Annotated in this window: 25 protein-coding genes; 9 read left to right on the top strand and 16 right to left on the bottom strand. The window is 72.7% G+C overall.

Annotated elements, in window-relative coordinates; all coding sequences use genetic code 11:
• Positions 1-34 precede the first annotated feature (34 nt).
• Genes speB through AC0OLQ_RS05940 form a run of 7 tightly spaced genes read right to left on the bottom strand, consistent with a single transcriptional unit; the run spans position 35 to position 7753 of the window.
• Positions 35-1048 (bottom strand): agmatinase, encoded by a 1014-nt coding sequence (gene speB / locus AC0OLQ_RS05970; protein WP_484530507.1) that lies wholly within the window; start codon positions 1046-1048, stop codon positions 35-37.
• A complete protein-coding gene (locus AC0OLQ_RS05965; RefSeq protein WP_484530506.1) occupies positions 1045-2247 on the bottom strand; it encodes a saccharopine dehydrogenase family protein in 1203 nt (400 codons plus the stop codon). Before AC0OLQ_RS05965 ends, speB begins: the two co-directional genes overlap by 4 nt.
• A complete protein-coding gene (locus tag AC0OLQ_RS05960; RefSeq protein WP_484530505.1) occupies positions 2247-3668 on the bottom strand; it encodes an NAD(P)/FAD-dependent oxidoreductase in 1422 nt (473 codons plus the stop codon). Before AC0OLQ_RS05960 ends, AC0OLQ_RS05965 begins: the two co-directional genes overlap by 1 nt.
• Positions 3665-4501 (bottom strand): ABC transporter permease, encoded by an 837-nt coding sequence (locus AC0OLQ_RS05955; RefSeq protein WP_357337183.1) that lies wholly within the window; start codon positions 4499-4501, stop codon positions 3665-3667. Before AC0OLQ_RS05955 ends, AC0OLQ_RS05960 begins: the two co-directional genes overlap by 4 nt.
• Entirely contained in the window at positions 4501-5412 is a 912-nt protein-coding gene (locus tag AC0OLQ_RS05950) for an ABC transporter permease (RefSeq protein ID WP_484530504.1), read from the bottom strand. Before AC0OLQ_RS05950 ends, AC0OLQ_RS05955 begins: the two co-directional genes overlap by 1 nt.
• The gene (locus AC0OLQ_RS05945; protein WP_484530503.1) at positions 5409-6563 is read right to left on the bottom strand and encodes an ABC transporter ATP-binding protein; all 1155 of its coding nucleotides are present in this window, start codon (positions 6561-6563) and stop codon (positions 5409-5411) included. The genes AC0OLQ_RS05950 and AC0OLQ_RS05945 overlap by 4 nt, the downstream gene beginning before the upstream one ends.
• A gap of 5 nt (positions 6564-6568) precedes the next feature.
• On the bottom strand, positions 6569-7753 hold the full coding sequence (locus tag AC0OLQ_RS05940) for a polyamine ABC transporter substrate-binding protein (RefSeq protein WP_262286613.1): 1185 nt from the start codon (positions 7751-7753) through the stop codon (positions 6569-6571).
• 207 nt (positions 7754-7960) lie between these two features.
• On the opposite strand from AC0OLQ_RS05940, the gene AC0OLQ_RS05935 reads away from it, so the two are divergent.
• The 4 genes from AC0OLQ_RS05935 (at position 7961) to AC0OLQ_RS05920 (ending at position 12038) form a co-directional block, all read left to right on the top strand.
• Positions 7961-8473 (top strand): Lrp/AsnC family transcriptional regulator, encoded by a 513-nt coding sequence (locus tag AC0OLQ_RS05935; RefSeq protein ID WP_151464013.1) that lies wholly within the window; start codon positions 7961-7963, stop codon positions 8471-8473.
• Between the two features lie 147 nt (positions 8474-8620).
• A complete protein-coding gene (locus AC0OLQ_RS05930) occupies positions 8621-9967 on the top strand; it encodes an aspartate aminotransferase family protein (protein WP_484530502.1) in 1347 nt (448 codons plus the stop codon).
• Complete coding sequence (locus AC0OLQ_RS05925) at positions 9952-10662, top strand: pyridoxamine 5'-phosphate oxidase family protein (protein WP_484530501.1); 711 nt, start codon at positions 9952-9954, stop codon at positions 10660-10662. The genes AC0OLQ_RS05930 and AC0OLQ_RS05925 overlap by 16 nt, the downstream gene beginning before the upstream one ends.
• On the top strand, positions 10662-12038 hold the full coding sequence (locus AC0OLQ_RS05920) for an NAD(P)/FAD-dependent oxidoreductase (protein WP_484530500.1): 1377 nt from the start codon (positions 10662-10664) through the stop codon (positions 12036-12038). The genes AC0OLQ_RS05925 and AC0OLQ_RS05920 overlap by 1 nt, the downstream gene beginning before the upstream one ends.
• A 377-nt stretch (positions 12039-12415) precedes the next feature.
• Here the strand turns inward: AC0OLQ_RS05920 and AC0OLQ_RS05915 are convergent, their stop codons facing one another.
• Positions 12416-12787 carry a DUF3499 domain-containing protein gene (locus tag AC0OLQ_RS05915; protein ID WP_484530499.1) on the bottom strand — a complete coding sequence of 124 codons (372 nt, stop codon included), beginning with the start codon at positions 12785-12787 and terminating at the stop codon, positions 12416-12418.
• Positions 12788-12940: 153 nt separating this feature from the next.
• Here AC0OLQ_RS05915 and AC0OLQ_RS05910 point away from each other — a divergent pair, with 153 nt between their 5' ends.
• A complete protein-coding gene (locus AC0OLQ_RS05910) occupies positions 12941-13390 on the top strand; it encodes a metallopeptidase family protein (protein WP_091260118.1) in 450 nt (149 codons plus the stop codon).
• 102 nt (positions 13391-13492) lie between these two features.
• On the opposite strand, the gene AC0OLQ_RS05905 is transcribed toward AC0OLQ_RS05910, so the two are convergent.
• The 4 genes from AC0OLQ_RS05905 to AC0OLQ_RS05890 form a co-directional block, all read right to left on the bottom strand.
• The gene (locus tag AC0OLQ_RS05905; protein WP_013284161.1) at positions 13493-13753 is read right to left on the bottom strand and encodes a WhiB family transcriptional regulator; all 261 of its coding nucleotides are present in this window, start codon (positions 13751-13753) and stop codon (positions 13493-13495) included.
• A 493-nt stretch (positions 13754-14246) separates the two neighbouring features.
• A complete protein-coding gene (locus AC0OLQ_RS05900; RefSeq protein WP_484530498.1) occupies positions 14247-14582 on the bottom strand; it encodes a phospholipase in 336 nt (111 codons plus the stop codon).
• A 13-nt stretch (positions 14583-14595) separates the two neighbouring features.
• Positions 14596-15993 (bottom strand): DUF4331 domain-containing protein, encoded by a 1398-nt coding sequence (locus AC0OLQ_RS05895; protein ID WP_484530497.1) that lies wholly within the window; start codon positions 15991-15993, stop codon positions 14596-14598.
• A gap of 93 nt (positions 15994-16086) precedes the next feature.
• Positions 16087-16368 carry a hypothetical protein gene (locus tag AC0OLQ_RS05890; RefSeq protein ID WP_357337098.1) on the bottom strand — a complete coding sequence of 94 codons (282 nt, stop codon included), beginning with the start codon at positions 16366-16368 and terminating at the stop codon, positions 16087-16089.
• Between the two features lie 220 nt (positions 16369-16588).
• Here AC0OLQ_RS05890 and AC0OLQ_RS05885 point away from each other — a divergent pair, with 220 nt between their 5' ends.
• On the top strand, positions 16589-17482 hold the full coding sequence (locus AC0OLQ_RS05885) for an IS982 family transposase (protein WP_484530496.1): 894 nt from the start codon (positions 16589-16591) through the stop codon (positions 17480-17482).
• Positions 17483-17503: 21 nt separating this feature from the next.
• On the opposite strand, the gene AC0OLQ_RS05880 is transcribed toward AC0OLQ_RS05885, so the two are convergent.
• Both AC0OLQ_RS05880 and AC0OLQ_RS05875 read right to left on the bottom strand, forming a co-directional pair.
• Entirely contained in the window at positions 17504-20011 is a 2508-nt protein-coding gene (locus tag AC0OLQ_RS05880; protein WP_484530495.1) for a bifunctional FO biosynthesis protein CofGH, read from the bottom strand.
• A gap of 72 nt (positions 20012-20083) precedes the next feature.
• The gene (locus tag AC0OLQ_RS05875) at positions 20084-21004 is read right to left on the bottom strand and encodes a hypothetical protein (RefSeq protein ID WP_484530494.1); all 921 of its coding nucleotides are present in this window, start codon (positions 21002-21004) and stop codon (positions 20084-20086) included.
• 99 nt (positions 21005-21103) lie between these two features.
• Here AC0OLQ_RS05875 and cofD point away from each other — a divergent pair, with 99 nt between their 5' ends.
• Both cofD and AC0OLQ_RS05865 read left to right on the top strand, forming a co-directional pair.
• Complete coding sequence (gene cofD / locus AC0OLQ_RS05870; RefSeq protein WP_484530493.1) at positions 21104-22105, top strand: 2-phospho-L-lactate transferase; 1002 nt, start codon at positions 21104-21106, stop codon at positions 22103-22105.
• The gene (locus AC0OLQ_RS05865; protein WP_484530492.1) at positions 22102-23187 is read left to right on the top strand and encodes a coenzyme F420-0:L-glutamate ligase; all 1086 of its coding nucleotides are present in this window, start codon (positions 22102-22104) and stop codon (positions 23185-23187) included. Before cofD ends, AC0OLQ_RS05865 begins: the two co-directional genes overlap by 4 nt.
• Positions 23188-23212: 25 nt before the next feature.
• Here AC0OLQ_RS05865 and AC0OLQ_RS05860 read toward each other — a convergent pair whose 3' ends face one another.
• Together AC0OLQ_RS05860 and AC0OLQ_RS05855 are read right to left on the bottom strand one after the other, a co-directional pair.
• The gene (locus AC0OLQ_RS05860; RefSeq protein ID WP_484530491.1) at positions 23213-24217 is read right to left on the bottom strand and encodes an ArsR/SmtB family transcription factor; all 1005 of its coding nucleotides are present in this window, start codon (positions 24215-24217) and stop codon (positions 23213-23215) included.
• Between the two features lie 253 nt (positions 24218-24470).
• On the bottom strand, positions 24471-25508 hold the full coding sequence (locus AC0OLQ_RS05855; protein ID WP_484530490.1) for a hypothetical protein: 1038 nt from the start codon (positions 25506-25508) through the stop codon (positions 24471-24473).
• A gap of 39 nt (positions 25509-25547) precedes the next feature.
• On the opposite strand from AC0OLQ_RS05855, the gene AC0OLQ_RS05850 reads away from it, so the two are divergent.
• Complete coding sequence (locus tag AC0OLQ_RS05850; protein WP_484530489.1) at positions 25548-26111, top strand: NUDIX hydrolase; 564 nt, start codon at positions 25548-25550, stop codon at positions 26109-26111.
• Positions 26112-26114 lie beyond the last annotated feature (3 nt).

Raw genomic sequence — 26114 nt, 5'->3', positions numbered from 1 at the left:
TCAACTATAGCCTGAGCTAAACATGAGGGAAGGGTCAGCGGGCGTCGAGGAGGGGTTGGGTCGGGTTCCAGGGGGTGCCGCCGGCGGCGTCGCGGCGGCGGCGGGCGATCGCCGACAGCGCCTCCAGCACCACCCGGTTGCCGAGGTACGCGGTTATGTCGGCGTGGTCGTAGGGCGGGGCGACCTCGACCACGTCCACCCCGACCACCGGCAGTTCGTAGCAGACCCGGCGGACCGCGTCGAGGAGTTGCCGGGAGGTGAAGCCGCCCGGCTCGGGGGTGCCGGTGCCGGGGGCCATGCCGGGATCGACCACGTCCACGTCGACCGAGAGGAACACCCCCTCGCACTCGTCGGTGGCGATCCCGAACGCCTCGGTGAGGCACTCGTCGAGCCCGCGCGCCACCACCTCGGTCATCTCGTACGAGCGCATCCGCTGCTCGGCCATCCACGTCAGGGTTTCCGGCCCCGGCCAGTAGCCGCGCAGGCCGATCTGGAGGAAGCGGTCGCCGCGTACCGCACCGGACTCGATGAGCCGGCGCATCGGCTGGCCGTGCCCGTGCAGCGAGCCGAACTCGATGTCCCCGGTGTCGGCGTGCGCGTCGAAGTGCACCAGGGACACCCGGCCCAGCCCGTGGTGCCGGGCCACTCCGGTGGCGTCCGGCAGGGCGATCGAGTGGTCGCCGCCGAGCACGATCGGGATCGCCCCGGCGGCGGCGACCGCGTGCACGGCGGTCTCCAGCGAGGCCAGCGAGCGCTCGATGTCGCCGGAGAACATCTCGACGTCGCCCGCGTCGTAGACGCAGAGGTCCTGCAACGCGTCCACCCGCAGGGCCAGGGAGGGGCGGGAACCGTCGTGCGGCAGGTAGCAGGCCTGGCGGATGGCGGACGGGCCGAACCGGGTGCCCGGCCGGTGCGAGGTGCCGCCGTCGAAGGGGGCGCCAACGATCACCACGTCGGCGTCGGCGTACGTCACCGGCTCCTCGATCGTGCACGGCGGCACGCCGAGGAACGTCACGTCGGGGCCGAACATCGGGCCGTAGCGGGTCACCGCTCCTCCATTCCCCAGGGCGAGCCGTAGCCGGTGAGCAGGTCGAGGAAGGGTACCGGGGGAAGCGCCTCCGGGCCGAGCACGCCGGTGCCGGACCAGGCGCCGCCGGCCAGCAACTCCAGGGCGACGACCGGGTTGACGGCGGTCTGCCAGACCACCGCCTGGTGGCCGTACTCGGCCATCGACCACTCGTTGTCGACCACGTGGTAGAGGTAGACCCTGCGCGGCCGGCCGTCCACCCCGGTGCCGGTCACGTACGTGCCCGCGCAGGTCTTGCCGCGCATCCGCTCACCCAGGGTGGCCGGGTCGGGGAGGCAGGCGGCCACGACGTCGCGCGGCGACACCTCGACGTCGCGGACGCGAACCGGAGAAACAGCGTCGAGGCCGAGCTTGTGCAGGGTCTTCAGCACCTCGATGAACTCGTCGCCGAGGCCGTACTTGAAGGTGACCCGCTTCGCCTTGAGCCAGCGCGGGATGAGCAGCACCTCCTCGTGCTCCACGTTGACGCACTCGACCGGGCCGATCCCGTCGGGGAACTCGAACACCTCGGGCTCGGAGAACGGCGGGGTGGTGAACCACCCACGGTCGGCCTCCCAGACCACGGGCGGGTTCAGGCACTCCTCGATGGTGGTCCAGATGGAGAACGAGGGGGCGAAGTCGTAGCCGTCGACGGTGAGGTTCGCGCCGTCGCGTACCCCGATCTCGTCGATCTCGGTGAACAGTTCGTCGGCGGCGTAGCGGGCGAAGACGTCGGAGAGGCCGGGTTCGACGCCGATGCCGCAGAGCGCCAGCCGGCCGGCCTCGGCCCAGGCGGAGGCCGCCGCGAACTGCTCGTCGCCGAGCTTCACCCCGGTCTCGGCGTGCGGCGCGTCCGGGTGCGGCCGGGACAATGACATCGCCATGTCCAGGTAGTGGGCCCCGGCGGCGAACGCGCCGTCGAAGATCGGCATGACGAAGCGGGGGTCGACGGCGTTCAAGACGTGGGTGATCCGGTGTTCCCGGCAGAGCGCGGCGACCGCCTCGGCGGAGGAGGCGTCGACCGTCGCGGCGACGAACCGGTCGCCGTGGCCGGCCACCGCCCGGGCGGCGCGGGCGGGGTCGTGGTCGGCGACCACCATGGTCTCGAAGAAGGAACGGCGGGCGGCGATGGATACGGCGGCGGAACCGACGCCCCCCGCGCCGACGAGGAGGATACGCATCAGGAGTCGAACCCCAGTCCAAGACGATCGAGAGTACGGAGCCAGAGGTTGCGCCGCCCCTCCCGCGCGTCCGCGCGGGCGAGCGACCAGCGGGTGAGGTTGATGCCGGTGGCCCGGATCGGCTCGGGCGGGAACGGCAGCGGCTTGCGGCGGACCAGGTCGAGCCGGGTCAGCGGGGTGTCCTCCCCGCCGAGCAGGTCGAGCATCACCCGGGCGCCGAACCGGGTCGCCCCGACGCCGAGCCCGGTGTAACCGGCCGCGTACGCCAGCCGCCCCTCGTAGGCGGTGCCGAAGAAGGCGCAGAACCGGGTGCAGGTGTCGATGACGCCACCCCAGCGGTGGCTGAACCTCAGGCCCTCCAACTGCGGGAAGGTGATGAAGAAGTGGGACGCCAGGGCGGTGAAGGTGGCCTCGCGCTGCTCAAGCTCGGGGGCCATCCGGTTGCCGTAGTGGTAGATCGCGTCGTAACCGCCGAACAGGATCCGGCCGTCGGCGGTGATCCGGTAGTAGTGGAACTGGTTGCCGGTGTCGGCCAGCCCCTGCCGGTTGCGCCAGCCGATGGCGTCCCGCTGCGCGGGCGTGAGCGGCTCGGTCATCAGCGCGTAGTCGTAGACCGGCACCAGCCAGGCGCGCAGCCGGCGCAGCAGCGGCGGGAACGCGTTGGTGGCGAGCACCACCTGCCCAGCCCGGACCGCGCCGGGCGCGGCGTCCGGGCCGCCGGCCGTGACCGCGCGCAGCGCGCCGCCGTCCCGGGCCAGCCCGGTGACCCGGGTGTGCTCGTGGATCCGGACGCCCAGGTCGAGCGCGGCGCGGCGCAGCCCCCAGGCCAACCGCGCCGGGTCGAGCAGGGCCACCCGGTCCCGGTCCCACATCCCGCCCAGGTACGTCGGCGAGGCCACCTCGGCGCGCACCTCGTCCCGGTCCAGCAGCCGCACGTCGTGGCCGTGGCGGCGGGCCAGCTCGGCGTCGTCCGCGAGCCCATCGAGCTGGTACGGCTCGACGGCCACCGCCAGTTCCCCGGTGCGCTCGAAGTCGCAGTCGATGCCGTGCTTCGCCACGGTGGCGGCGATGGCGTCCAGGTTCTCCCGGCCGAGCCGTTCCAGCTCGTCGATCTCGTCGGGCCACCGCTCGGCGCCGTTGGCGGGGCCGTGGGTGAGCGAGGCGGCGCAGAACCCGCCGTTGCGCCCGGACGCCGCCCAGCCGCAGGTGCCCGCCTCGACCAGGAGCACGTCCCGGTCCGGGTCGGCCTCCTTGGCCAGCAGCGCGGTCCAGAGGCCGGAGTATCCGCCGCCGACCACCAGCAGGTCGGCGTCGTGGGCGCCGGTCAGCGGCGGCAGCGGGTCCGGGCGGTCCGGGCGGTCGAGCCAGTACGGCACGGGCGCGGCGTCGGCCAGCGCCCGGCCGGTATGCGGGAGTTTCATGACGCGCTCTTGGGTGCCCCGACGGCGGCGACGGGAGCCGCGAGAGCGGCACGGCGGGCGCGGCGGCCGCGCAGCGAGCCGGCCCCGACCAGCAGCAGCGCGATCGCGAACATCGCCGTGCCGATGACGTTGACCTGCGGCGGGATGCCCCGCTGGGCGGCGCCCCAGACGTACATCGGGAAGGTGACCGTGGTGCCGGCGTTGAAGTTCGTGATGATGAAGTCGTCGAAGCTGAGCGAGAAGGCCAGCAGCGCGGCGGCCACGATGCCGGGCAGCACCAGGGGCAGGGTGATTCGCCGGAAGGTCTGCCACTCGCTGGCGTAGAGATCCATGGCGGCCTCCTCCAGCCGCCGGTCCATGCCGGCGAGCCGGGCCTTCACGGTGACCACCACGAACGACACGCAGAACATGACGTGCGCGATGACGATGGTCCAGAAGCCCTGCGGCACCCCGGCGGCGACGAAGAGGGCGAGCAGCGAGGTGCCCATCACCAGCTCCGGAGTGGCCATCGGCAGGAAGATCAGGCCGTTGATCCCGGACCGCCCGCGGAAGCCGTGCCGGACCAGGGCGAACGCCATCAGCGTGCCGAGGATGGTGGACACCACCGTGGCGATCAGGCCGATCTCCATGCTGCGCACCACCGCGTCGCACATGTCGGAGGTGGCGCAGGGGTGGGTCCAGTTGTCCAGGGTGAACTCGTTGAAGTCGTAGGACAGCCGGCTTGAGGGCCGGTTGAAGGAGAGCCCGGCGACCACCAGGATCGGCAGCGAGAGGTAACCGAGGACGAGCAGCGCCGCGCCCATCACCCAGCGGTCGGCGATCCAGCGCCGCATCAGAGCACCTCCTCCGTGCCGGCCTTCCGCAGGTAGCTGAAGACGATCACGAGGATCGCCGCCATCAGCAGGAACGACAGCGCCGCGCCCTGCGGGTAGTCCAGCCGGACCAGGAAGGCCGAGTCGATGACGTTGCCGATCATGTATTCGTTCGGGGTGCCGAGCAGCTCGGCGTTGATGTAGTCGCCGGTGGCCGGGATGAAGAAGAGCAGCGTGCCGGCGATCAGCCCGGGCATGGACAGCGGCAGGGTGACCTTGCGGAAGGCGCGCAGGGGGCTCGCGTACAGGTCGCTCGCCGCCTCCAGCAGCCGCGGGTCGAGCCGCTCCAGGCTCGCGTACAGCGGCAGCACCAGGAAGGGCAGGAAGTTGTACGTCAGGCCGAGCACCACCGCGAACGGGGTGGCCAGCAGCCGGCCGTCCGCCCCGAGCAGGTGCACGTCACGCAGCAGCCCGACCACCCAGCCGTTGTCGGACAGGATGGTCTTCCAGGCCAGGGTGCGGACCAGGAAGCTGGTGAACATCGGCGCGACCACGGCCACCAGCAGCAGGTTCTTCCACCGGCCGGCCTTCTGCGCGATCGCGTACGCCAGCGGGTAGCCCATCAGCAGGGCCAGCACCAGCGCGATGGCCGAATAGACGAAGGACCGGGCGAACTGCGGCCAGTACGCCTGCAACGCGTCCCAGTAGTTGCCGACCTCCCCGGTCATCGCGTAGCCGGTGGAGAGCGATCCGCTCGGGTCGTAGAGGCTGGCCGCGGCGAGCTGGAGCAGCGGCAGGACGAAGAAGACCAGCAGCCAGGCGGCGCCCGGCAGCAGCAGCAGGTACGGCAGGAACCTGCCCCGTCCCCGCCGGGGCCCCGGCGGCGCCGCCGGCTGCCCCGCCGAGGTCGGTACGTGGGCCAGCGCGCTCATGACAGCGCACCCACCGGCGGCTCGTCGAGCAGCGGGCTGGTCTGGTCGTCCTCGCCGGCGGCCCGGGGCAGCAGGAAGGCGTGCCGCGGGTCCCAGTGCGCGGTCACCGGGGTGCCGACGGGCAACCGCCCGCCCACCCCGCTGTTCGCGGCGAACGCGGACAGCTCACTGCCCCACGCCGTGCGCACCAGGTACTGGGTGCTCACCCCGACGTACGAGGCGTCGGTGACCACCCCACCGAGGTGCTGGTGGCCGGCGGGCACCTCGTCGGGGCCGCTGACCAGGTGCAACTTCTCGGGACGTACCCCGAGGAAGACCGTCCCGTGGTCGGCCCGGGCCCGGTCGGCGGGCACCGAGAAGCGCGCGCCGTGCGCGGTGACCAGCACCTCGTCGCCGCTGCGGCCGGCGGCCTCGCCGGCCAGGAGGTTGGACTGACCGAGGAAGTTCGCCACGAACGCGGTGGCCGGGTACTCGTAGAGGTCGGCGGGGGCGCCGAGCTGCTCGATCCGGCCGGCGTTCATCACCGCGACCGTGTCGGCCATCGTCATGGCCTCCTCCTGGTCGTGGGTGACGTGCACGAAGGTGATGCCGACCTCGGTCTGGATCCGCTTCAGCTCGATCTGCATCTGCCGGCGCAGCTTCAGGTCGAGCGCGCCGAGCGGCTCGTCCAGCAGCAGCACCTGCGGGTGGTTGATGAGCGCCCGGGCCAGCGCCACGCGCTGCTGCTGGCCGCCGGAGAGCTGGGCCGGCCTGCGCCGGCCGTAGCCTTCGAGCTGCACCAGCGCCAGCATCCGCTCGACCTGGTCGGTCACCTTGCGGATGCCGCGCCGGCGCAGCCCGAAGGCCACGTTCTCGTGAATGTCGAGGTGCGGGAAGAGCGCGTAACTCTGGAACACGGTGTTCACCGGCCGCTTGTACGGCCGCAGCCCGGCGATGTCCCGGTCGCCCAGCAGCACCTGCCCGCCGGTCGGTTCCTCCAACCCGGCGATCATCCGCAGGGTGGTGGTCTTGCCGCAGCCGGAGGCCCCGAGCAGGGCGAAGAACGAACCCTGCGGGATGGTGAGGCTGAGGTCGTCCACCGCGGTGAAGACGCCGAACCGCTTGGTCAGGTTGGCCAGCCGCAGATCGCCGGCCGGTGTCTCGTGTCCCATTGTCCTCACGCCCCGATGACCTGCTGGAACTTGGTCTCGTACTCCTTCTCCCGCTTCTCGTCCAGGGCCATGAAGACCTTGGACTTCGACAGCATCGCGTCGTCCGGGAAGATGAGGGTGTTGCTGGCCAGATCCGGGTCGATCTTCTCCATCTCGGCCTGTGCGCCCTTGACCGGGCAGATGTAGTTGACGTAGGCGGCGAGCTGCGCGGCGACCGCCGGGTCGTAGTAGTAGTTGATCAGCTCTTCGGCGTTCGCCTTGTGGGTGGCCTTGTTCGGCACCAGCATGTTGTCCGACCAGAGCATCACGCCCGACTCCGGCACCACGAACTTGATCTTCTCGTCCTCGAAGCCGAGCTGGATCACGTCGCCGGACCAGCCGATGCACGCGGCGATGTCGCCCTTGGCCAGGTCGGGGGCGTAGTCGTTGCCGGTGAACTTGCGGATCTGCTTGGAGTCCACGGCCTTCTTCAGCTTGTTCAACGCGTCGTCGAACTGCGCCGTGGTGAAGTTCGCCGGGTCGTGCCCGTTGGACTGGAGCAGCAGACCCATGGTGTCCCGCATCTCCGACAGCGCGGTCACCTTGCCCTTCAGGTCGGGGCGGGTGAGCAGCTCGTCGACGGTCCGGATCTCCTTGGCCACCTTGGCGTTGTACGCCAGCCCGGCCAGGCCGGACTGCCAGGGGATGGCGAGCTGGTTGTCGCTGTCGAAGGAGCGGTTACGCAGCGAGGGCAGCAGGTTCGCCTCGACGTTGGGCAGCTTCGCCTTGTCCAGCTTCTGGATCCAACCGAGCCGGATCATCCGGGCCGCCATCCAGTCGGTGAGGACCATGATGTCCCGCCCGGTGGTCTGGCAGCCGGCCAGCTGGTTCTGCACCTTGCCGAAGAACTCGTTGTTGTCGTTGACGTCCTCGGTGTACGTCACCTGGATCCCGGACTTCTTGACGAACGCGTCCAGGCTGGGTCGCTTGGACTCGTCCTTCTCGTCCACGTCCATGTACTGCGGCCAGTTCGAGAAGGCCAGCTTCTTTTCGGTGGCGGAGAGGTCGTCGCTCTTGCAACCGGCCTCGGTCTGCTGTGCGCCCTTGGTGCCGCAGCCGGCCAGCGTGCCCGCCGTGGCGAGCAAAGTGGCCGAGCCGAGGGTCCCGGTGAGCAGACCACGCCGGGTGAGGTGCCGGTGGGGACTACGCATGTGACGACTCCTAGGGGGGTCATCGTCGGCGGCGGGACGGGGGTGGCTCGCCGGCGGGAGGGTCAATGGCCATGGACGACTGATCCTGACATGGGGTGACCTTCCTTACAAGGGATTCCGTTGCGGGAATAGCGATCGACCACGAAATACGCCAGACTGCGCCGGGGCACTACGCTCGGCACGAGGATTCGGACATGGGAGCGGATGATGGCCAACCGGCAACTGGAGAACGGCAACGGCAGCCGTCGGGTGACCGTGCGCGAAGGCGCCAGTCACGCTCTGCTCGATGACGTGGCCAAGCAGATCATCGAGCAGCTCCAGGAGGACGGACGGCGGCCGTACGCGACCATCGGCAAGGCGGTCGGCCTCTCCGAGGCGGCGGTGCGGCAGCGGGTGCAGCGCCTGCTCGACGCCGGGGTCATGCAGATCGTGGCGGTTACCGATCCGCTCCAGCTCGGCTTCCCCCGCCAGGCCATGATCGGCCTGCGCACCGACGGCGACCTGGAGAGCGTGGCCGACCGGCTCGCCGAGTTCGAGGAGATCGACTACGTGGTGATCACCGCCGGGTCGTTCGACCTGCTGGCCGAGGTGGTCTGCCGCAACGACGAGCACCTGCTGGAGATCCTCCAGAAGCTGCGCGGGGTGCCGGGCGTGGTCTCGACCGAGGCGTTCGTCTACCTCAAGCTGCGCAAGCAGACCTACAGCTGGGGCACGGCCTGATACGGATTCCGTTGCGGCGGCAAACGACGCACGCTGAATCCGTTGCCATTCACCCCGGACACTTGCGTTATCAGCATCGCTTGTGCGATAACCGTGGGCAGAGCGGCCGGTGTCACCCCTGACCGGCCCGAGACCGATGGGGCTGACATGGCCAACGCCACCGACCACCTCTGGATGCACTTCACCCGGATGGCCAGCTACTCCGCCGGCGAGGTACCGACGATCGTGCGCGGCGAGGGCGCGTACGTCTGGGACTCGCAGGGCCGCCGCTACCTGGACGGACTCGCCGGGCTCTTCGTCGTCAACGCCGGCCACGGCCGCACCGAACTCGCCGAGGCGGCCGCCAAGCAGGCCGGCGAGCTGGCCTACTTCCCATTGTGGTCGTACGCCCACCCCAAGGCCGTCGAGCTGGCCGAAAAGGTCGCCTCGCTCGCCCCAGGCGACCTGAACCGGGTCTTCTTCACCACCGGCGGCTCCGAGGCCGTCGAGGCGGCGTGGAAGCTGGCCCGGGCCTACTTCAAGCGCACCGGTCAGCCGAACAAGTACAAGGTGGTCAGCCGCTACATCGCCTACCACGGCACCTCGATGGGCGCGCTGTCGATCACCGGCCTGCCCGGCATCAAGAGCGACTTCGAGCCGCTGGTGCCCGGCGGCATCAAGGTGCCGAACACCAACTTCTACCGGGCCCCCGAGCACGGCGACGACCCCGAGGCGTTCGGCCGCTGGGCCGCCGAGGAGATCGGCCGGGCCATCGAGCGGGAGGGGCCGGACACCGTCGCCGCGGTCTTCCTGGAGCCGGTGCAGAACTCCGGCGGCTGCTTCCCGCCGCCGCCCGGCTACTTCGAGCGGGTCCGGGAGATCTGCGACGCGTACGACGTGCTGCTGGTCAGCGACGAGGTGATCTGCTCCTGGGGTCGGCTCGGCGAATACTTCGGCGCCACCCGCTACGGCTACCAGCCGGACATCATCACCACGGCCAAGGGCATCACCTCCGGCTACGCCCCGCTCGGCGCCATGATCGCCAGCGAGCGGCTGATGGAGCCGTTCCTCACCGAGACCGGCATGTTCGCCCACGGGGTGACCTTCGGCGGCCACCCGGTCTCCTGCGCGGTGGCCCTGGCCAACCTGGAGGTCTTCGCCCGCGAGGACCTGATCGGCCACGTCCGGGCCAACGAGGGGGCCTTCCGGTCCACCCTGGAGAAGCTCAACGACCTTCCGATCGTCGGCGACGTCCGGGGCGACGGCTACTTCTACGGCATCGAACTGGTCAAGGACAAGGCCACCCGGGAGACCTTCGACGAGGCCGAGTCCGAGCGGCTGCTCCGCGGCTTCCTCTCCACCGCCCTCTTCCAGGCCGGCCTCTACTGCCGCGCCGACGACCGGGGCGACCCCGTCGTGCAGCTCGCCCCGCCGCTGATCGCCCAGCAGCAGCAGTTCGACGAGATCGAGCAGATCCTGCGCGCCGTGCTGACCGAGGCATGGTCGCGCCTCTGACCGGCGGCCCGGACGGGGCCGGTTCCCGGGACACCGGGGGCCGGCCCCGCGCCGTCGGGCCGGGTGCCGCCGCCGTCGGGGGCACCGACCGGACCCGGGTACGCCGGCTGCCCGACCTGGCCGTCCACGACCGGGCGACGCTGCACGCCGTGCTCGACGCCGGCCGGGTCGCCCACCTGGCCGTCGCCGACGGCGACCAGCCGTACGCGCTGCCGGTGGCGTACGCCCGGGACGGGGAGCGGGTGCTGGTGCACGGCTCCACCGGCAGCCGGCTGTTCCGGCACCTCGCCGCCGGCGCGCCGGCCTGCCTCACCGTCACCCTGCTCGACGGCCTGGTGCTGGCCCGCAGCGCCTTCGAGTCCTCGATGAACTACCGCTGCGCCATGGTGCTCGGCATCCTCACCGCGCTGGCGGGCGAGGAGAAGCTGGCGGCGTTGCACCGGCTCTCCGAGCATCTGTTCCCCGGCCGCTGGGCGGAGATCCGGCCGCCCTCGGCGAAGGAGTTGGCGGCCACGCTGGTGCTCGCCCTGCCGCTGGACGAGTGCTCGGTGAAGGTGAGCGCCGGCCCGCCCGACGATCCGGACGACGACCTCGGCCGGCCGGTCTGGGCCGGGGTGGTGCCGGTCGTCGAGACGTACGGGATTCCGCAGCCCGACCCGCGGCTGCGCCACGACCTGCCCCCACCGGAGTGGTGATGCGCTACCAGGACCTGTCGTACTGGCTGTCCAGCCTGGACCAGCCGCTGACCCCGCGCCCCGGCCTGCCCGGCGACACCGACGCCGACGTGGTGATCGTGGGCGCCGGCTACACCGGGCTGTGGACCGCCTACTACCTGGCCGCGGCCGACCCGACCCTGCGGATCGTCGTGCTCGAGAAGGAGATCGCCGGGTACGGCGCCTCCGGCCGCAACGGCGGCTGGTGCTCCGCGCTCTTCCCCACCTCCCTGCCGGCGCTGGCCCGCCGGCACGGCCGGGACCGGGCGCTCGCCATGCAGCGGGCCATGCAGGAGACCGTCCGCGAGGTCGGCCGGGTGGTCGCCGCCGAGGGCATCGACTGCGACTGGCGGGCCGGTGGCACGGTGGTGCTGGCCCGCACCGAGGTGCAGCTCGGCCGGGCCCGGGCCGCCGTCGCCGAGGCCCGCGAGCACGGGCTCGCCGACGCCGACCTGGTGCTGCTCGACGCCGACGAGGCCGCCGCCCGCTGCCACGCCGAGGGGGTACGCGGCGGCACGTACACCCCGCACTGCGCCGCCGTGCACCCGGCGAAGCTGGTCCGCGGCCTGGCCGCGGCGGTGGAGCGCCGGGGCGTACGCGTCTTCGAGCGGACCCCGGTGACCGCACTGCGGCCCGGGGCGGCGGTGACCCCGGCCGGAGTGGTCCGCGCCCCGGTGGTGGTCCGGGCGACCGAAGGCTTCACTCCCGCGCTGCCCGGCCAGCGGCGGGCCGTGGCGCCGGTCTACTCGCTGATGGTGGCCACCGAACCGCTGCCCGAGGCGACCTGGGCGGAGATCGGGCTGGCCGAACGGGAGACCTTCTCCGACTACCGGCACGTCATCATCTACGGCCAGCGCACCGCCGACGGCCGGCTCGCCTTCGGCGGGCGGGGCGCCCCCTACCACTACGGCTCGCGGGTCCGCCCCGACTTCGACCGGGAGCCCCGGGTCTTCGCGGCGCTGCGCCGGGTGCTCGGCGAACTGTTCCCGGTGCTCGGGCCCGAGGTGCCGGTGACGCACACCTGGGGCGGGCCGCTCGGCGTGGCCCGGGACTGGGCGGCCTCGGTGGGGCTGGACCGGTCGACCGGCCTGGCCTGGGCCGGCGGCTACGTCGGCGACGGCGTCGGCACCAGCAACCTGGCCGGCCGTACCCTGGCCGACCTGATCCGCGGCGAGCGGACCGACCTGACCGCGCTCCCCTGGGTCAACCACCGCTCGCCGCGATGGGAGCCTGAGCCCCTACGCTGGCTCGCCGTCAACGCCGGCCTCAAGGTCATGTTCTCCGCCGACGAGGCCGAATCCCGCACCGGCCGCCCCTCCCGCCGCGCCGCCGCCTTCTCCCACCTCCTGGGCCACTGACCCCCGTCCCGCCGGCCCGCACCCACCCACACCGCGTTGATCATGAGGTTGAAGGCATTCAGGGAGATCATGACCGCCGCTAACTTCATGATCATCGGCGGCAGAGACGGGATCCGCCCGAGGCCGCCCCGGCCTGGACCGCGTTGATCAAGAAGTTATGGTCAGCCGGAGGCCGGATCCTGATGGAAACCTCTTGATCAACCGGGGTGGGGCTGGTCAGGGGTTCGAGGCCGGGTGGTCGGTGCTTGTTTGACTCCGGCTCGGCGAGGTGGTGTCCGGGCCAACGGCGGGTTGACGGGCGCCCTGGACCTCGCGGAGGCCGGCAACCCTGGATGCCGCCGGTTGGCGAGCTGGAGTCGAGGCCGGGGCCCGGTGGGTCAGTGGTTGGGGGGGATTACGCGGAGGTGGCCGCGGCGGCCCTGTTGGGGGGTGTGCGGGGCGGAGTGGTCGTCGTCCGCCGGGGGGCGCGGCGGTGCGGGGCGGGCGGCCTCGCGGACGGCTTCGGCCAGGGCGACCAGGTCGTCGGTCGTGGGCGGCGGCGGCTCGAACTCGCCCTCGTGGCGCACCACGTCCCAGCCGCGCGGGGCGGTCAGGCTGCGGGCGTGCGGCTCGCACAGGTCGTACGTGTGCGGTTCGGCGAACGCGGCCAGGGGGCCCACCACGGCTGTGGACTCGTTGTAGACATAGGTCAATGTGGCGACCGCTTGCCGGGGGCAGCCGTTACGGGAGCAGCGCCGTGGTGACCTCACGGCGGCAGGGTATCCCCATTACCGGGTGCGGCGCACCGCTTCGCGTTGCGACACGCCCGTCATGGTGATCACATTCGTCCGATCGGCGGCTCGGCGCGCCGGGCCGGCGGCACGACGGCGGGCAGCCCGGGCGCGGGGGATACCCTGTGCGTCATGACGAGCCCGGAAAACCGCCGCCCCGGCTCCGGCCGGCGCACCCACCGCGACCGCCACGGGCGGGGGCTGCGGGGGCGGCTGGTGCCGGCCACCGTGCCGCTGGCCCGGACCAAGGCGGAGGTCTTCGACGACCTGGTGCTGGACACGGTGGAGACGCTCGAACGCCGGTTCGCCAAGGAGTTGGCCGGGGTCGAGTTCGCCGTCGAGGACGTCCCGCCGGACTTGAACGTCTACGACTCGGACGTGCTGGAGGACGGCGAGGTGCCGCTCGCCCGGCTGCTGCCGGGGCGCCCGGGCCGGCAGGAGGTGCCGCCGCGGATCGTGCTCTACCGGCGGCCGCTGGAGTTCCGTGCCATGGATCGCGAGGACCTCGCGGACCTAGTGCACGACGTGATCATCGAGCAGGTGGCGAACCTGCTCGGGGTCGACCCCGACGAACTGGCCTGAGCCGCCGTCGGACGACCGCCGCGTCCCGGCCGGCCCCCGCCGGCCGGGTCGCCGGCCCCGGACCCCGGGTGGCCCCCACCACCTCCCGGTCCGGTACGCGCGTCAGGCGGCGACCCGCCGCTTGAGCTTGCGCCGCTCCCGCTCGGAGAGCCCACCCCAGATCCCGAACCGCTCGTCGTGGCCGAGCGCGTATTCGAGACACTCCGTCTTCACTTCACACCGCGAGCAGATGCGCTTCGCCTCGCGGGTCGAGCCGCCCTTCTCGGGAAAGAACGCCTCCGGGTCGGTCTGCGAGCAGAGCGCCCGCTCCTGCCACTCCGGCGCGTTTCCGAGCAGGTCGGCCACCTCGAGCTGGCCGTCCATCCATTGCCTCCTTGTCGCGCACCGGCGTCATCGCCGCTGCAACCCCCCACGCGAAAGGCGTGCTTGTTCGTCCGGTCACAATTTGTTGCGTTCCGCGCGAACAACCCCATTCAAATTACACGCGTGTAATGCGTGCGCCGTCAAGCCGAACTTGATAATGGAGTCGCCCTCCCGACACGTTCCGGACGACCGTCGCAGCCGCCCAACCCTCGCAACCTGCCCTATCGATTCAGACCCCGGACGAGTAACGCCCTCCCCGGCGAGTTGCCCGAAGTTTTCTGCCGTGGCGCACCCGGTGTGGACACCGCCGGCGGCCCCCGGTGGAGGCTCCGGCGGGCCACCCCCGAGCGGCCGTGTTGACACCGTCCAAGATCAGCATTGGTGGGGCCCCAGGTTAACCCGGCCCGAGCGGTACCGCCCCTCGAGGCGGCAGACGCCGACCGCGCCCCGCCCAACATGTGGACGAGGCGCGACGGTGCTGGAGCCTGTGCGGTCAGCCCGCCCCCGGCGGTGAGCTGGCCGGCCAGACGAATTCGGCGATCGCCCCGCCGGTGACGGAAATCGCTCCGGCGGGGGCGCGGTCGTCCCACCAGACGGTATAGAGGCCCGCGGGCAGGTCCGGGTAGACGGCACTGTGGAAGACCCCGTCGCGGACGTGCCGCTCGCGTACGGCTGAGTGGGTGCGGGGCCCGTCCCGGTCGGCGCGGCTGATCTCGATCTCCCGACCGTGCAGGTCCCGTCCGGTATGGATGATCAGCGCGCCGCAGTCGCCACCGAGGTCGAGCACGACACTGCCGCTCTCCGAGGGGCCGAGCGTGTGCTGGTGCACGTGGCCTCCCCGCTCAGGACTTCGCCGCCGGCGGGTTGCCGAACCCGTCGTACGGAGTGCCGAGGAACGGGAAGTCGCCGAGGAAGGGCCCCGTCACGTCGGCGGCGCTCAGCCCCGGGGTGACCGCGGCCGCCGCGGCGTCCGGCTTGAACGTCTTGTCCACCAGCGGCACGGTCACCCCGGCGATCGCCCGCAGCGCGATGCTCACCACGTCGTCGCCGACCCGCCGGCCGTTCGGGAAGCCCGCCAGGTCACCGCCGAGCACCCCGAAGGGGTCCGGCTTCCGGCTGGGCCGGATCGCCGTGTTCAGCCGCAGCATGTCGGCCTGCACGTCGCCGGTCGTGGTGGCGAAGCCGTCGATCAGTCCGGCCGGCACCCCGGTGAGCAGGATCGCCACCAGGTCGGCCCGCGGCTTCTTCGACTTGTTCAACGCATCCAGGCTGGGGAACACGCCCGGGTAGAGCGCCGGCAGCAGCGCGGCCAGCTCGGGATGCTCGACGAACTGGGCGAAGCGTTTGTCCTCGGCGGGCGGCAGGGTGTTCCACAGGTCCTTCTTGGACATCGGCACGACGACCTCGTTGAACAGCGGATTGCCCAGCCGGGAGACCTGGGTGAAGGGACCGGCGGCGGTGTCCGCGGCCACCCGGTCGCCGAGCACCCGGACCTGCTGTCGGGACGCGGTCGTCCAGACGCCGATGGTCGAGGCGCGGTCGGCGTAGCCGTACCGACCGGCCCGGCGGCGGACCTTGTCGAGCGGCACCTGCACGGCGAGGCTGTGCACGTTCAACCGGTCCAGCGCGTTGACCGGCTCGCCCTCGGTCTTGAACAGCTTCTTGCCGGCCACGTGCAACTGCTGGAAGGGGCGCAGCGTGCCGAGGTCGAACACGGCGCCCAGGTCGACGAAGAAGCCGTCGGCCCGCTGGCCGGCGAAGACCTTCTCCCCGGTCGACAGCCGGAACGTCGCCTGCCGCACCAGGTCGGCGTACTTGGGGGTGGACAGCGGTCCCACGTTGCACGGCGGGCAGGGCAGCTTGTGGGCCAGCACGTGCTCCCGGCCGTCGGCCACCCGGGTCAGCCGGTAGAACTGCCGCCGGTTCCAGTTCTTGCTGTCCAGCGACTCGATCGGGCCGGTGTTGTAAAGAAAACTGTTCGGATTGGTGATCTCGGTGGTGAATTCGAAGCGATAGGTGACGTCGGGATAACCGTCTCCATCGTTGTCAACGTGAATCTCGTACCGGACGTCGTCGCCGAACTCGAAGAAGTTGGGGCCGCCGGAGGGGAGCTGCACCGGCACGTAGTTGGCGATCAACGTGACCGTGTCGGGCTGGCTCGGGCTGACGAACGCGTACAGGTCGGAGCTGTCGGCGACCGGATCCTTGGCGATCTCCGGGGCCTCGCGGTGAGAGGACATGGCGGACCACACCTTCGTCGGGGGGAGCGGAAGTCGGGACCGGCGCCGAGAGCCCGCGCCGGAAGGGGTCGCGCCGGTGCGGCGCGAGGAGGGTCAGCGCCGGCCGGCGGCGCGGACCAGGCGCTCGGCCAGGCCGCGGTCGCGTACCTGGATCCGGGTCGTGCCGACGAAGACGTCCAGCGCGCCGGAGGCCGCGTCGCGGAGGTGGACCACGATCGGCTCGTCGCGCCGGCCCGCGGAGGGGGCGTTCTGCGCGGCGGACAGGCCCGGCACGGTGAGTGCGGCGGCGCCCAGGGTGGCGCTGGCGGCGGCGGTCAACGTCTGCCGGCGGGTCAGTCGCGGCCAGGGCCGCCGCTTCGGCTCATCAGTGGTCATGGGCAACCTTTCCGGGCCGGCGCCGCAGCGCCCACGGTGGACCGGGACCCGGACGCCGCCGGGTGCCCCGGGCTGGGGGCGCCGGCGGCGGTCCTCGCCGCGACCGCCGCCGGCATCCACTGGTACGGCCGCAGGCGCAGAAAGGTTCGACGCTAGACGAGTAGTTCCGAAGTCAGGGGTCGATGTCTGGGCATGAGGAGAGGGCATCCAGGATCATGTTGTGACGCAAGACCTGGATACCCTCTTGACCGCACTGTACGTGAAGATCGACGACAGCATCCGCACGCCCCGGTGGCGTGGCAGGCCGCCGCTGTTGACCGACTCCGAGCTGGTGTGCCTGGCCGTGGCGCAGGTCCTGCTCGGCGCCCGGTCGGAAGCGCACTGGATCCGCTACGCCGGCATCCACCTGCGCGCCTGGTTTCCGTACCTGCCGCAGCGGCCGGGCTACAACAAGCGGCTCCGCGCCGCACTGCCGCTGGTCAAGAAGGCGATCCGGGACCTGGCCCGCGATAGTGACTTCTGGTTCGACAACCACTGGATCGTCGACTCCACCCCGATCCCGTGCGGCATGTCCCGCCCCACCACCCAGCGATCGGACCTGGCCGGGTGGGCCGGGTATGGCTATTGCGCCTCGCACTCCCGGTTCTTCTGGGGACTACGCCTGTACCTGGTGTACACCCCGACCGGGATGCCGATCCTGTGGGCCCTGGCGAACCCGAAGATCGGCGAACGGGAAGTCCTCGCCGCGATGGTGGACGTCGAGGCGGACGTGGTGGCCGAGCACGACGGGATCCTGCTGATCAGCGACAAGGGATTCGCCTCCAAGCCGTTCGAACGGCAGTTGGCCGAGCAGGGCATCGAACTGCTCCGCCCGTCACGCAAGAAGGAGAAGGCCCGCTACGGCGAACCGATGCTCAAGAAGGTCCGACAGCTCATCGAGTCGGTCAACGACACCCTCAAAGACCAACCCGACCTGGAACAACACGGCGGACGGACCTTCGCCGGCGTCGCCGTACGCGTCGCCCAACGCCTCCTGGCCATGACCGCCGCGATCTGGCACAACAACAACACCGGCGCACCCGTCACCCGGTCACTGATCGCCTACGACCACTGACCGAACTTCGGAACAACTCATCTAGGCGCCGGCGTGACCGTACGCGGTCGTGCGCTTGCGGACCGGTCGGCCCGCCGCCGCCGCGATCCCCCGGAGCTGCTCCTCGGTCCGGGCCGAGCCGTTGCCGGAGCCGGCCATCCGGGAGATGGTCTCCTCCATCAGGGTGCCGCCCAGGTCGTTGCAGCCGCCCTGGAGCATCGCCACCGTGCCGGCGTCACCGAGCTTCACCCAGGAGCACTGGATGTTGGGGATCCGGCCGTGCAGCAGCAGCCGCGCCATCGCGTGCACGACCCGGTTCTCGCGCCAGGTCGGGCCGGGCCGGGCGATGCCGGCCAGGTAGATCGGCGCGTTGGTGTGCACGAAGGGCAGCGCCACGAACTCGGTGAACCCGCCCGTGCGGTCCTGCACGCCGGCCAGCACCCGGAAGTGGGCGAGCCACTGGCCCGGGTGGTCGACGTGGCCGTACATCATCGTGGAGCTGGACCGGATGCCCAGCTCGTGGGCCGCGCTGACCACCTCGACCCAGGCGGCGGCCGGCAGCTTGCCCTTGGTGAGCACCCAGCGCACGTCGTCGTCGAGGATCTCCGCGGCGGTGCCCGGAATGGTGTCCAGGCCGGCCTCCCGGAGCTGGAGCAGCCACTCCTTCACCGGCACGCCCGCCTTCGCCGCGGCCGTGACGATCTCCATCGGGGAGAAGGCGTGGACGTGCATCCCCGGCACCCGGGCCTTGATCGCCCGGACGATGTCGGCGTAGCCGGTGACCGGCAGCTTCGGGTCGATGCCGCCCTGGAGGCAGACCTCGGTGGCGCCGGCCGCCCACGCCTCCTCGGCCCGGTCGGCGACCTGGTCCAGGGAGAGCCGGAACGCGTCGGCGTCGCTCTCGCGCTGCGCGAAGGCGCAGAACCGGCAGCCCACGTAGCAGACGTTGGTGAAGTTGATGTTGCGGTTGACGACGTACGTGACGTCGTCGCCGACCGCGTCCCGGCGGACGTCGTCGGCGATCCGGCAGAGCTCGTCCAGGGCCGGGCCGTCCGCGCCGAACAGCGCCAGCGCCTTCGCCTCGTGCCCCGGTTCGAGCAGCGCGGCCGGATCGTCGGCGGCCAGCCGCAGGCCGGCACGCAGGTCGGGGTCGCTCACCACGGCGGTCGGTACGGTGACCTTCGCGGCCACCTCGGACCAGTCGCCGTAGACGTCGTCGAAGTCGCCCCGCCGGTCCCCGGTCCGCCCGGTGGTGTCGATGGTGACGTGCAGGTCGGTCCGCCCGCCGAACACCTCCTCCGGCTCCTGCCACGGCCGGCCCACCGGGCGGGCCGCCTCGACGGCGAGCCCGGTCTCCGGGTCGGCCAGGGCCGTGACGTGCGGCTGCAGGCGCGGGTCCAGCCACGGGTCGCCGGCCCGGACGTACTCCGGGTAGACGGTCAGCCGCTCGCGCAGGGTGAAGCCGGCCTGCCCGGTATGCCGTGCCAGCTCGTCCAGGTGTGGCCAGGGCCGCTCCGGGTTGACGTGGTCCGGGGTGACCGGCGAGACGCCGCCCCAGTCGTCGATGCCGGCGCGCAGCAGCAGGTCGTACTCGCCCTCGATGAGGTTCGGCGGGGCCTGGACGCGCGCCTTCGGGCCGAGCAGCACCCGGGCCACCGCCACGGTGGCGGCCAGGTCGTGCAGCTCCGCGTCCGGCATGCCGCGCATCGCGGTGTCCGGCTTGGCGCGGAAGTTCTGCACGATCACCTCCTGGAGGTGGCCGTACTCCCGGTGCGCCCGGCGGATCGCGAAGAGGGCGTCGACCCGCTCGGCCAGGGTCTCCCCGATGCCGATCAGCAGGCCGGTGGTGAACGGCACGCCGACCCGGCCGGCGTCGTCGAGCACCCGCAGCCGCACCGCCGGCTCCTTGTCCGGCGAGCCGTAGTGCGGGCCGCCCGGCTCGGACCAGAGCCGGGTCGCGGTGGTCTCCAGCATCATGCCCATGCTCGGCGCGACCGGCTTGAGGCGTTGCAGCTCCGACCAGGACAGCACGCCCGGGTTGAGGTGCGGCAGCAGGCCGGTCTCCTCCAGCACCGCCACGGCACAGGCGCGCAGGTAGTCGAGGGTGGAGTCGTAGCCCCGCTCGTCCAGCCACCGCCGGGCCGCCGGCCAGCGCTCCTCTGGGCGGTCGCCGAGGGTGAACAGCGCCTCCTTGCAGCCCTGCGCGGCGCCCTCCCGGGCGATGGCGAGCACCTCGTCCTTCTCCAGGTACGCGGCGGGCAGCCGGTGCGGCACCGTGGCGAAGGTGCAGTAGTGGCAGCGGTCCCGGCAGAGCCGGGTCAGCGGGATGAACACCTTCTTGGAGAAGGTGACGACGCCCGGGCGGCCGGCCTCCCGAAGCCCGGCGTCGCGGATCTCGCCGGCGATCCGGAGCAGCTCGTCCAGCGCCGTGCCGCGCGCGGCGAGCAGCGCGCTCGCCTCGGCCACGTCCAGCGCCCGGCCGGTGGCGGCCCGGCCCAGGGCCCGCCGGACGCTCGCCTCGGTCGGGGCGGGATCGCTGCGATCAACCATCCGCCCAGCCTATGCGCTGCCCGGCGCCGGGCCGCCCGCCCCCGGTCAAGGAGGCGGGCAGCGCCCGGCGGTTCAGCGCGGGTGGTTCGGGTCCTCCCGGTCGAAGCGCTGCGTGCGATCGCCGTCCGGCGGGGCGGGCTGGCCGGGGTCGACCGGCTGGCGCGGGATGGCCTGGGTCGGGTCGACCGACGGCGGCTGGCCGAACGGCGGCGCCGGGTGCGGCGCACCGCCGTACGGGGGCGCGGACTGCGGGCCGCCGAACGGCGGGCCCGACTGCGGGCCACCGAACGGCGGGCTCGACTGCGGGGCGTGCGGCGGGGCGGTGTTGAACGGCGGCGCGGACTGCGGGCCGTACGGGCCGGACTGCGGGTAGCCGCCCGGCTGCTGCGGCACGCCGGCCTGCGGGTAGCCGCCCGCCGCGGGGTAACCGCCGGGCTGACCGGGGCCGGGCTGCTGTGGCCAGCCGGGCTGTGCCTGGCCGTAGACACCGGGCTGCGGCTTGGGCTTCGGGACGTAGTAGAGGGTGCGCCAGATCTTGAAGACCACGAACGCGGCGACCCCGAAGACGGCCAGCCAGGCCACCCGCGTGAGCAGGCCGAGGAAGGCGTCCAGCACCTCGCCGTCGGCGAGCCGGCCGACCAGCCAGATCAGGAGGGTCAGCGTGCCGAACGCGGCGCCGACGGCGTACTCGACCAGCGCCACCTGGGTGATCAGCTTCGCCTTCGACAGCACCGGGCGGACGTGGCTGGCGAGCAGCACGGCCAGCACCGGCAGGACGGTCGACTCCAGGCCCACGAAGGAGAAGAAGCTGCTCCCGGCCCGGCCGCTGAACGTGCTGTAGTCGTCGACGGGGACCAGCAGCCGCAGCAGGCCGACGAAGAGGAGCACGGCGTTCGCGCCGAGCAGGACGAGCGCGGCCAGGTCGCGCAACGGCTTGGTCAACTGGCTGGCCTGCGTGGTGTCGCCGGACGCGGGCTCGGCGGGGCTGGTCACGGACTCCCCCTGGGGACGAAAACGGACAGTTGCCGACGTGAGCGTAGTCTCTCCGGCCACCGGGCGATCGACGGCCGCGCGTGCGGAAGGATGGACGCCATGCGCATCGTGGTTCTGACCGGCGGCATCGGGGGCGCCCGGTTCCTGCTCGGCGTCCGGGCGTACGCCCGGGAGGTGGGAGCCGAGGTGACCGCCGTGGTCAACGTCGGCGACGATCTGCTGCTGCACGGGCTGAAGGTCTGCCCCGACCTGGACAGCGTGATGTACACGCTGGGCGGCGGCGCCGATCCGGAGCGGGGCTGGGGCCGGGTGGGCGAGACCTGGACGGTCAAGTCCGAGCTGGCCGCGTACGGCGCCGAGCCGGCCTGGTTCGGGCTGGGCGACAAGGACCTCGCCACCCACCTGGTACGCACCACCATGCTCAACGCCGGGTATCCGCTGTCCCAGGTCACCGAGGCGCTGGCCACCCGCTGGCAGCCCGGCGTACGCCTGCTGCCGGCCACCGACGACCGGCTCGAGACGCATGTCGTGGTGAGCGCGAGGAGTGAGCTTGCGAGCCCCGCAGTCGCGAACGGTGCCGGCACAGCCGAGGTGGACGGCGGCCAGCGGGCGATCCATTTCCAGGAGTGGTGGGTGCGTTACCGGGCCGACCTCCCGACGCACCGGTTCGTCTTCGTCGGCGCGGAGACGGCCAAGCCGGCACCCGGGGTGCTGGAGGCGATCCGCGCCGCGGACGTGGTGCTGGTCGCGCCGAGCAACCCGGTGGTGAGCATCGCCCCGATCCTGGCCGTGCCGGGCCTGCGCGACGCGGTCGCCGACGGGCCGGCCCCGGTCGTCGGGGTGTCCCCGATCATCGGCGGCGCCCCGGTCCGCGGCATGGCCGACCGCTGCCTGTCCGTGCTCGGCGTCGAGTGCAGCGCGGCCGGGGTGGGCGGCCTCTACGGCGCCCGGTCGACCGGCGGCCTGCTCGACGCCTGGCTGGTCGCGCCCGAGGACGAGGGCACCGAAGTGCCGGACGTGACCGTGCGTCCGGCGCCGCTGCGGATGACCGACGAGGCGGCGACGGTGGCGATGGTCCGGGCCGCGTTGGAGCTGATGTGAGGCTGGAGATCCTGCCGGTGCTGGGCATCGGCGACGTGACCGAGGGCGACGACCTGGCGGCGATGATCGCCACCGCCGCGCCCTGGCTGCGCGACGGCGACGTGCTGGTGGTGACCAGCAAGATCGTGTCCAAGGCGGAGGGCCGGCTGGTCGACGTGCCGGCCGACGGGCCCGAGCGGCTCGCCGCCCGGGACGAGGTGCTGGCCGGGGAGACCGCCCGGGTGGTGGCCACCCGCGGCGCGACCCGGATCGTGCAGACCCACCACGGGTTCGTGATGGCCTCCGCCGGCATCGACGCGTCCAACGTGGACAAGACCCGGCTGGTGCTGCTGCCCGAGGATCCGGACGGCTCCGCCCGCGCGCTCCGCGCCACGCTGCGCGAACGGTACGACCTCGACGTCGCGGTCATCGTCAGCGACACCATGGGCCGGCCGTGGCGCAACGGGCTCACCGACGTGGCGCTCGGGGTGGCCGGCATGCCGGCGATCCGCGACCACCGAGGCGAGATCGACCCCTACGGCAACGAGCTCCAGCTCACCGAGATGGCCGTGGTGGACGAGCTGGCCGGTGCCGGCGAGCTGATCAAGGGCAAGTGCGACCAGGTGCCGGTCGCGGTGATCCGCGGCTACCTGGGCGAGACCCGGGACGACGACGAGGGTGCCCGGACGCTGGTCCGGGACGCCGCACTGGACCTCTTCTCCCTGGGCACCGCCGAGGCGCGCGCCGCCGGCCTGCGGGAGGCGGCCACCCTGGCGGACGGTCCCGGCCCGACCCCGGCCGATCCGGCCGCCGTCGACCGGGCCATCGCCGCCGTCGCCCAAGTGGTCGCGTCCGGCACCGTCTTCACCCACGTCACCGACGAGGCGGTACGCGCCGGACTGGTCGCCACCGTGCCCGGCTGGCCGGCGCAGGCCACCGGCCTGGTCCTCGGCGCGCCACCGGCGCCGCTCGACCCGGCGGACCTGGTCCGGTTCGGCGCCGACCTGCAACGGCTGCGCATCGCGCTGGCTGCCGAGGGCGTCTCGTCGGCCCTGCTCCCCCCGCCGCCCGGCAGCACCGCCAGCGCCAGCCTCGCCCTCTGACCTCTGGCGGTGGGCCGGCCGGAGGTCAGGCGTCGAGGACGGCGCGGCCGAGGGGGGTCAGGGTGTGCAGGACGGTGTTGCGGTCGCGGTGGCTGACCAGCAGCCCGGCGTTGCGCAGCACGGTGGTGTGCTGGCTGGCCGCGGCGGCGGAGATGCGCAGCCGGCGGGCCACCTCGCCGGTGGTGCAGCCCTCGTCGGCGGCCTCCAGCACGGCCGCCCGGGTCCGGCCGAGCAGGGCGGCCAGCGCCTCCCGCTGCGCGGCGTCGGCGTCCCCGCGGGCGCCGCTGCCCGGCTCCGGCATGAGGCCGCCGAGCCGGTCGACGGGATAGACCAGCACCGGCGGCAGGTTGGGGTCGAGGAGCGCGACCGGGGTGCGCGCGCAGAAGAACGAGGGGACCAGCAGCAGCCCCCGACCGTCGAGGTGCAGTTCCCGGCTGTCCGGGTAGTCGAGGACCTCCAGCACCCCGTCGGCCCAGCGCATGCTCGGCCGGAGGCTGGCCAGCAGCCCTTCGGCGCCGCCGTCGAGCATGGCCCGGGCGCGGCGGGCCCGGTCCGCCTCCACGGCGGCCTGGATCCGCGACCAGTACGGGGTGACCGCCAGCGACTGGTACCGGACCATCGAGTCGGTCAGGTGGCGCAGCACCTCGGGCTCCCCGCGGGCCAGCGCGGTCGCCGACGAGGGCAGCAGGTTCTCCTCGCCGAGCAGGGTCAGGTCCCGGCGGAGCAGGTCGACCGGCGTGCCCCGGACCGCCTCCAGCCCTGCCTCTAGGCCGTCCTTGCTGGCGTACGGGGTGAGGAAGTCGGGGAAGTAGCCGCGGGGCGGGTTGAGCGCCAGCAGCAGGCGGTAGCGTTCGGCGGCGCTGTCCGTCCGCAGCCCGTCGGCCACGGTGCGTCGCCACCCGGTCAACAGCGGGTCACGCCCGCGGCCTTGGAGCAGGTGCAGGCTGAGGACCAGTTCCCAGACGGGATCCGCGGCAGGGGCCACCCTGGTCCGCAGGATGTCCTCGCGGGAGAAAATGACCTTCAGCATGGAGCTCTCCCGGGCGGACAGAGGGAGTGCCCGCCACCTTGAGCACTGTACCCGCCGGCACTTATCTCCATCTTTAAGCGTGGAATGAAAAACCTCGACGGTGCCCGACCGGATTGGGCACACTTCCCTTGCCCGCCGATGCCGGAGCACGGCGGCCGACGACCAGCTCGTCGGTCAGCGGGCACACCGGTCGGCCGGGCGGCACCACGAGGGTCTGCGGCTGTTCTCCGTGGAGGTGTCGTCCGGCGACCGCTCAATCGAGCCAGAGCGCCACCCGATGGTCCTCGTCGGTGACGTAGTAGCAGCGCCCGTCCAGCTCGGCCAGCCCTTCCACGTGGTGGAACGGCGCCAGCTCGGCCACCAGCTTCCCCGCCACCCGGGCGTCCGGGCCGACGTCGTGCCGGAACCGGACGTGCCGCGACGTCACCGCGCCGCCGTGCGGATGGTCGTCCAGCAGCACCGAGCCCTTGCCGACCGCGTCGATCGAGCCGATCACCGCCGCGTAGCCGCCGCCCGGCGTCGGCGTGACGGCCCGGAAGCCGGTCAGCGCGCCCGCCGGGGTCACCCCGGTCAGGGCGTACGCCCCGACGGCCCGCGGCCAGCCCGGCGGCTCGCCGAACATGTCCGCCACCCCGGCCAGCTCGACCAGGATCGGCTCGCCCTCGGCGGTCACCGGGAAGCGCAGCCCGAGCAGCACCGTCCCGGCCGGAGTGAAGGCCGCCGCCTCGACGTTGAGCGGCAGGTCGTCCTCGGCCAGCCGGCTCACCCAACTCTTGGCCCGGGCGGTGCCCCGGGCCAGGGTCTCCACGATGAACCGCTGCCGGACCCGGTCCCCCGGCGGCAGCGGCGTCAGCGGCGCGGCGGCGAGCGCGTCGTTGATCGCCCGGTGCAGCCGGAACCGGTTGCGCACCACGTGCAGCGGCAGCGTCCCGCGCGCGGCGTCGTCCTCCCGGAACCGGGCCGCGAACGCCCGGCGGGGGCGCAGCGGGCCGGCCTTGGAGCCGAAGTGCGAGCCGAAGACGTACACCCAGCCGTCGTGGTGGGCGAGCGCCTCGCCGTCCTCGGTGCGGCCGTTCTCCGGGCCGGCGTCGGCGGCCACGTGGTGCGCCACCCACGCGCCGTCCGCCCGCTCCAGCAGCAGGGCCAGGCACTGTTCCACCGGGCCCTCGTCGAGGACGGTCCAGAACCCGCGCCGGGCGCCGTGGGCGCGCAGCAGGGCCGGGGAGCGTACCGGCAGCAGGTCGCTGGCCTCGTTGCCGGCCACGACGAACTCCACGAGTCGCAGGGTCACCCGGCCAGGGTACGGAGGGCGCGCCCGTACAGTGGCGGGGTGCCGGACACCGAGACGTACGCCGACCTGCACGCCGACGCCACCGCGGTGCTGCGCCACTGGACGGCGACCAGCGCGGCGGCCGCCGCGAACCGCGACCGCACCCTGGCGCTGCTGGCCGCCGGGCCGGTGGCGATGAGCCGGGCGCACCGGTCCGGGCACGTCACCGCGAGCGCGCTGGTGCTCGACCCGACCGGCGCCCGGGTGCTGCTCTGCCTGCACGGCAAGTTCCGCAAGTGGGTGCAGCTCGGCGGGCACTGCGAGCCCGGCGACCGGACCCTGGCGGCCGCCGCGCTGCGCGAGGCCACCGAGGAGTCCGGCATCGCCGGCCTGGTGGTCGACCCGGTGCCGATCGACGTGGACGTCCACCCGGTGGCCTGCCAGGGCGGCTCCCTGCACTACGACGTCCGGTTCGCCGTGCTCGCCCCGGCCGGGGCGACCGAGCGGGTCAGCGCCGAGTCCGAGGCGCTGGGCTGGTTCCCGCCGGACCGGCTGCCCGCGCCGCTGGCCGACGGGACCGTCCAGCTGGTGGCGCCGGCGCTGGCCCGGCTTGCCGCCCGTTGACCC

The sequence above is a fragment of the Micromonospora sp. Utrum1 genome (assembly GCF_057197805.1).
The sequence above is the reverse complement of the archived record's forward strand: the minus strand, read 5'-3'. Positions and strand labels throughout refer to the sequence as shown.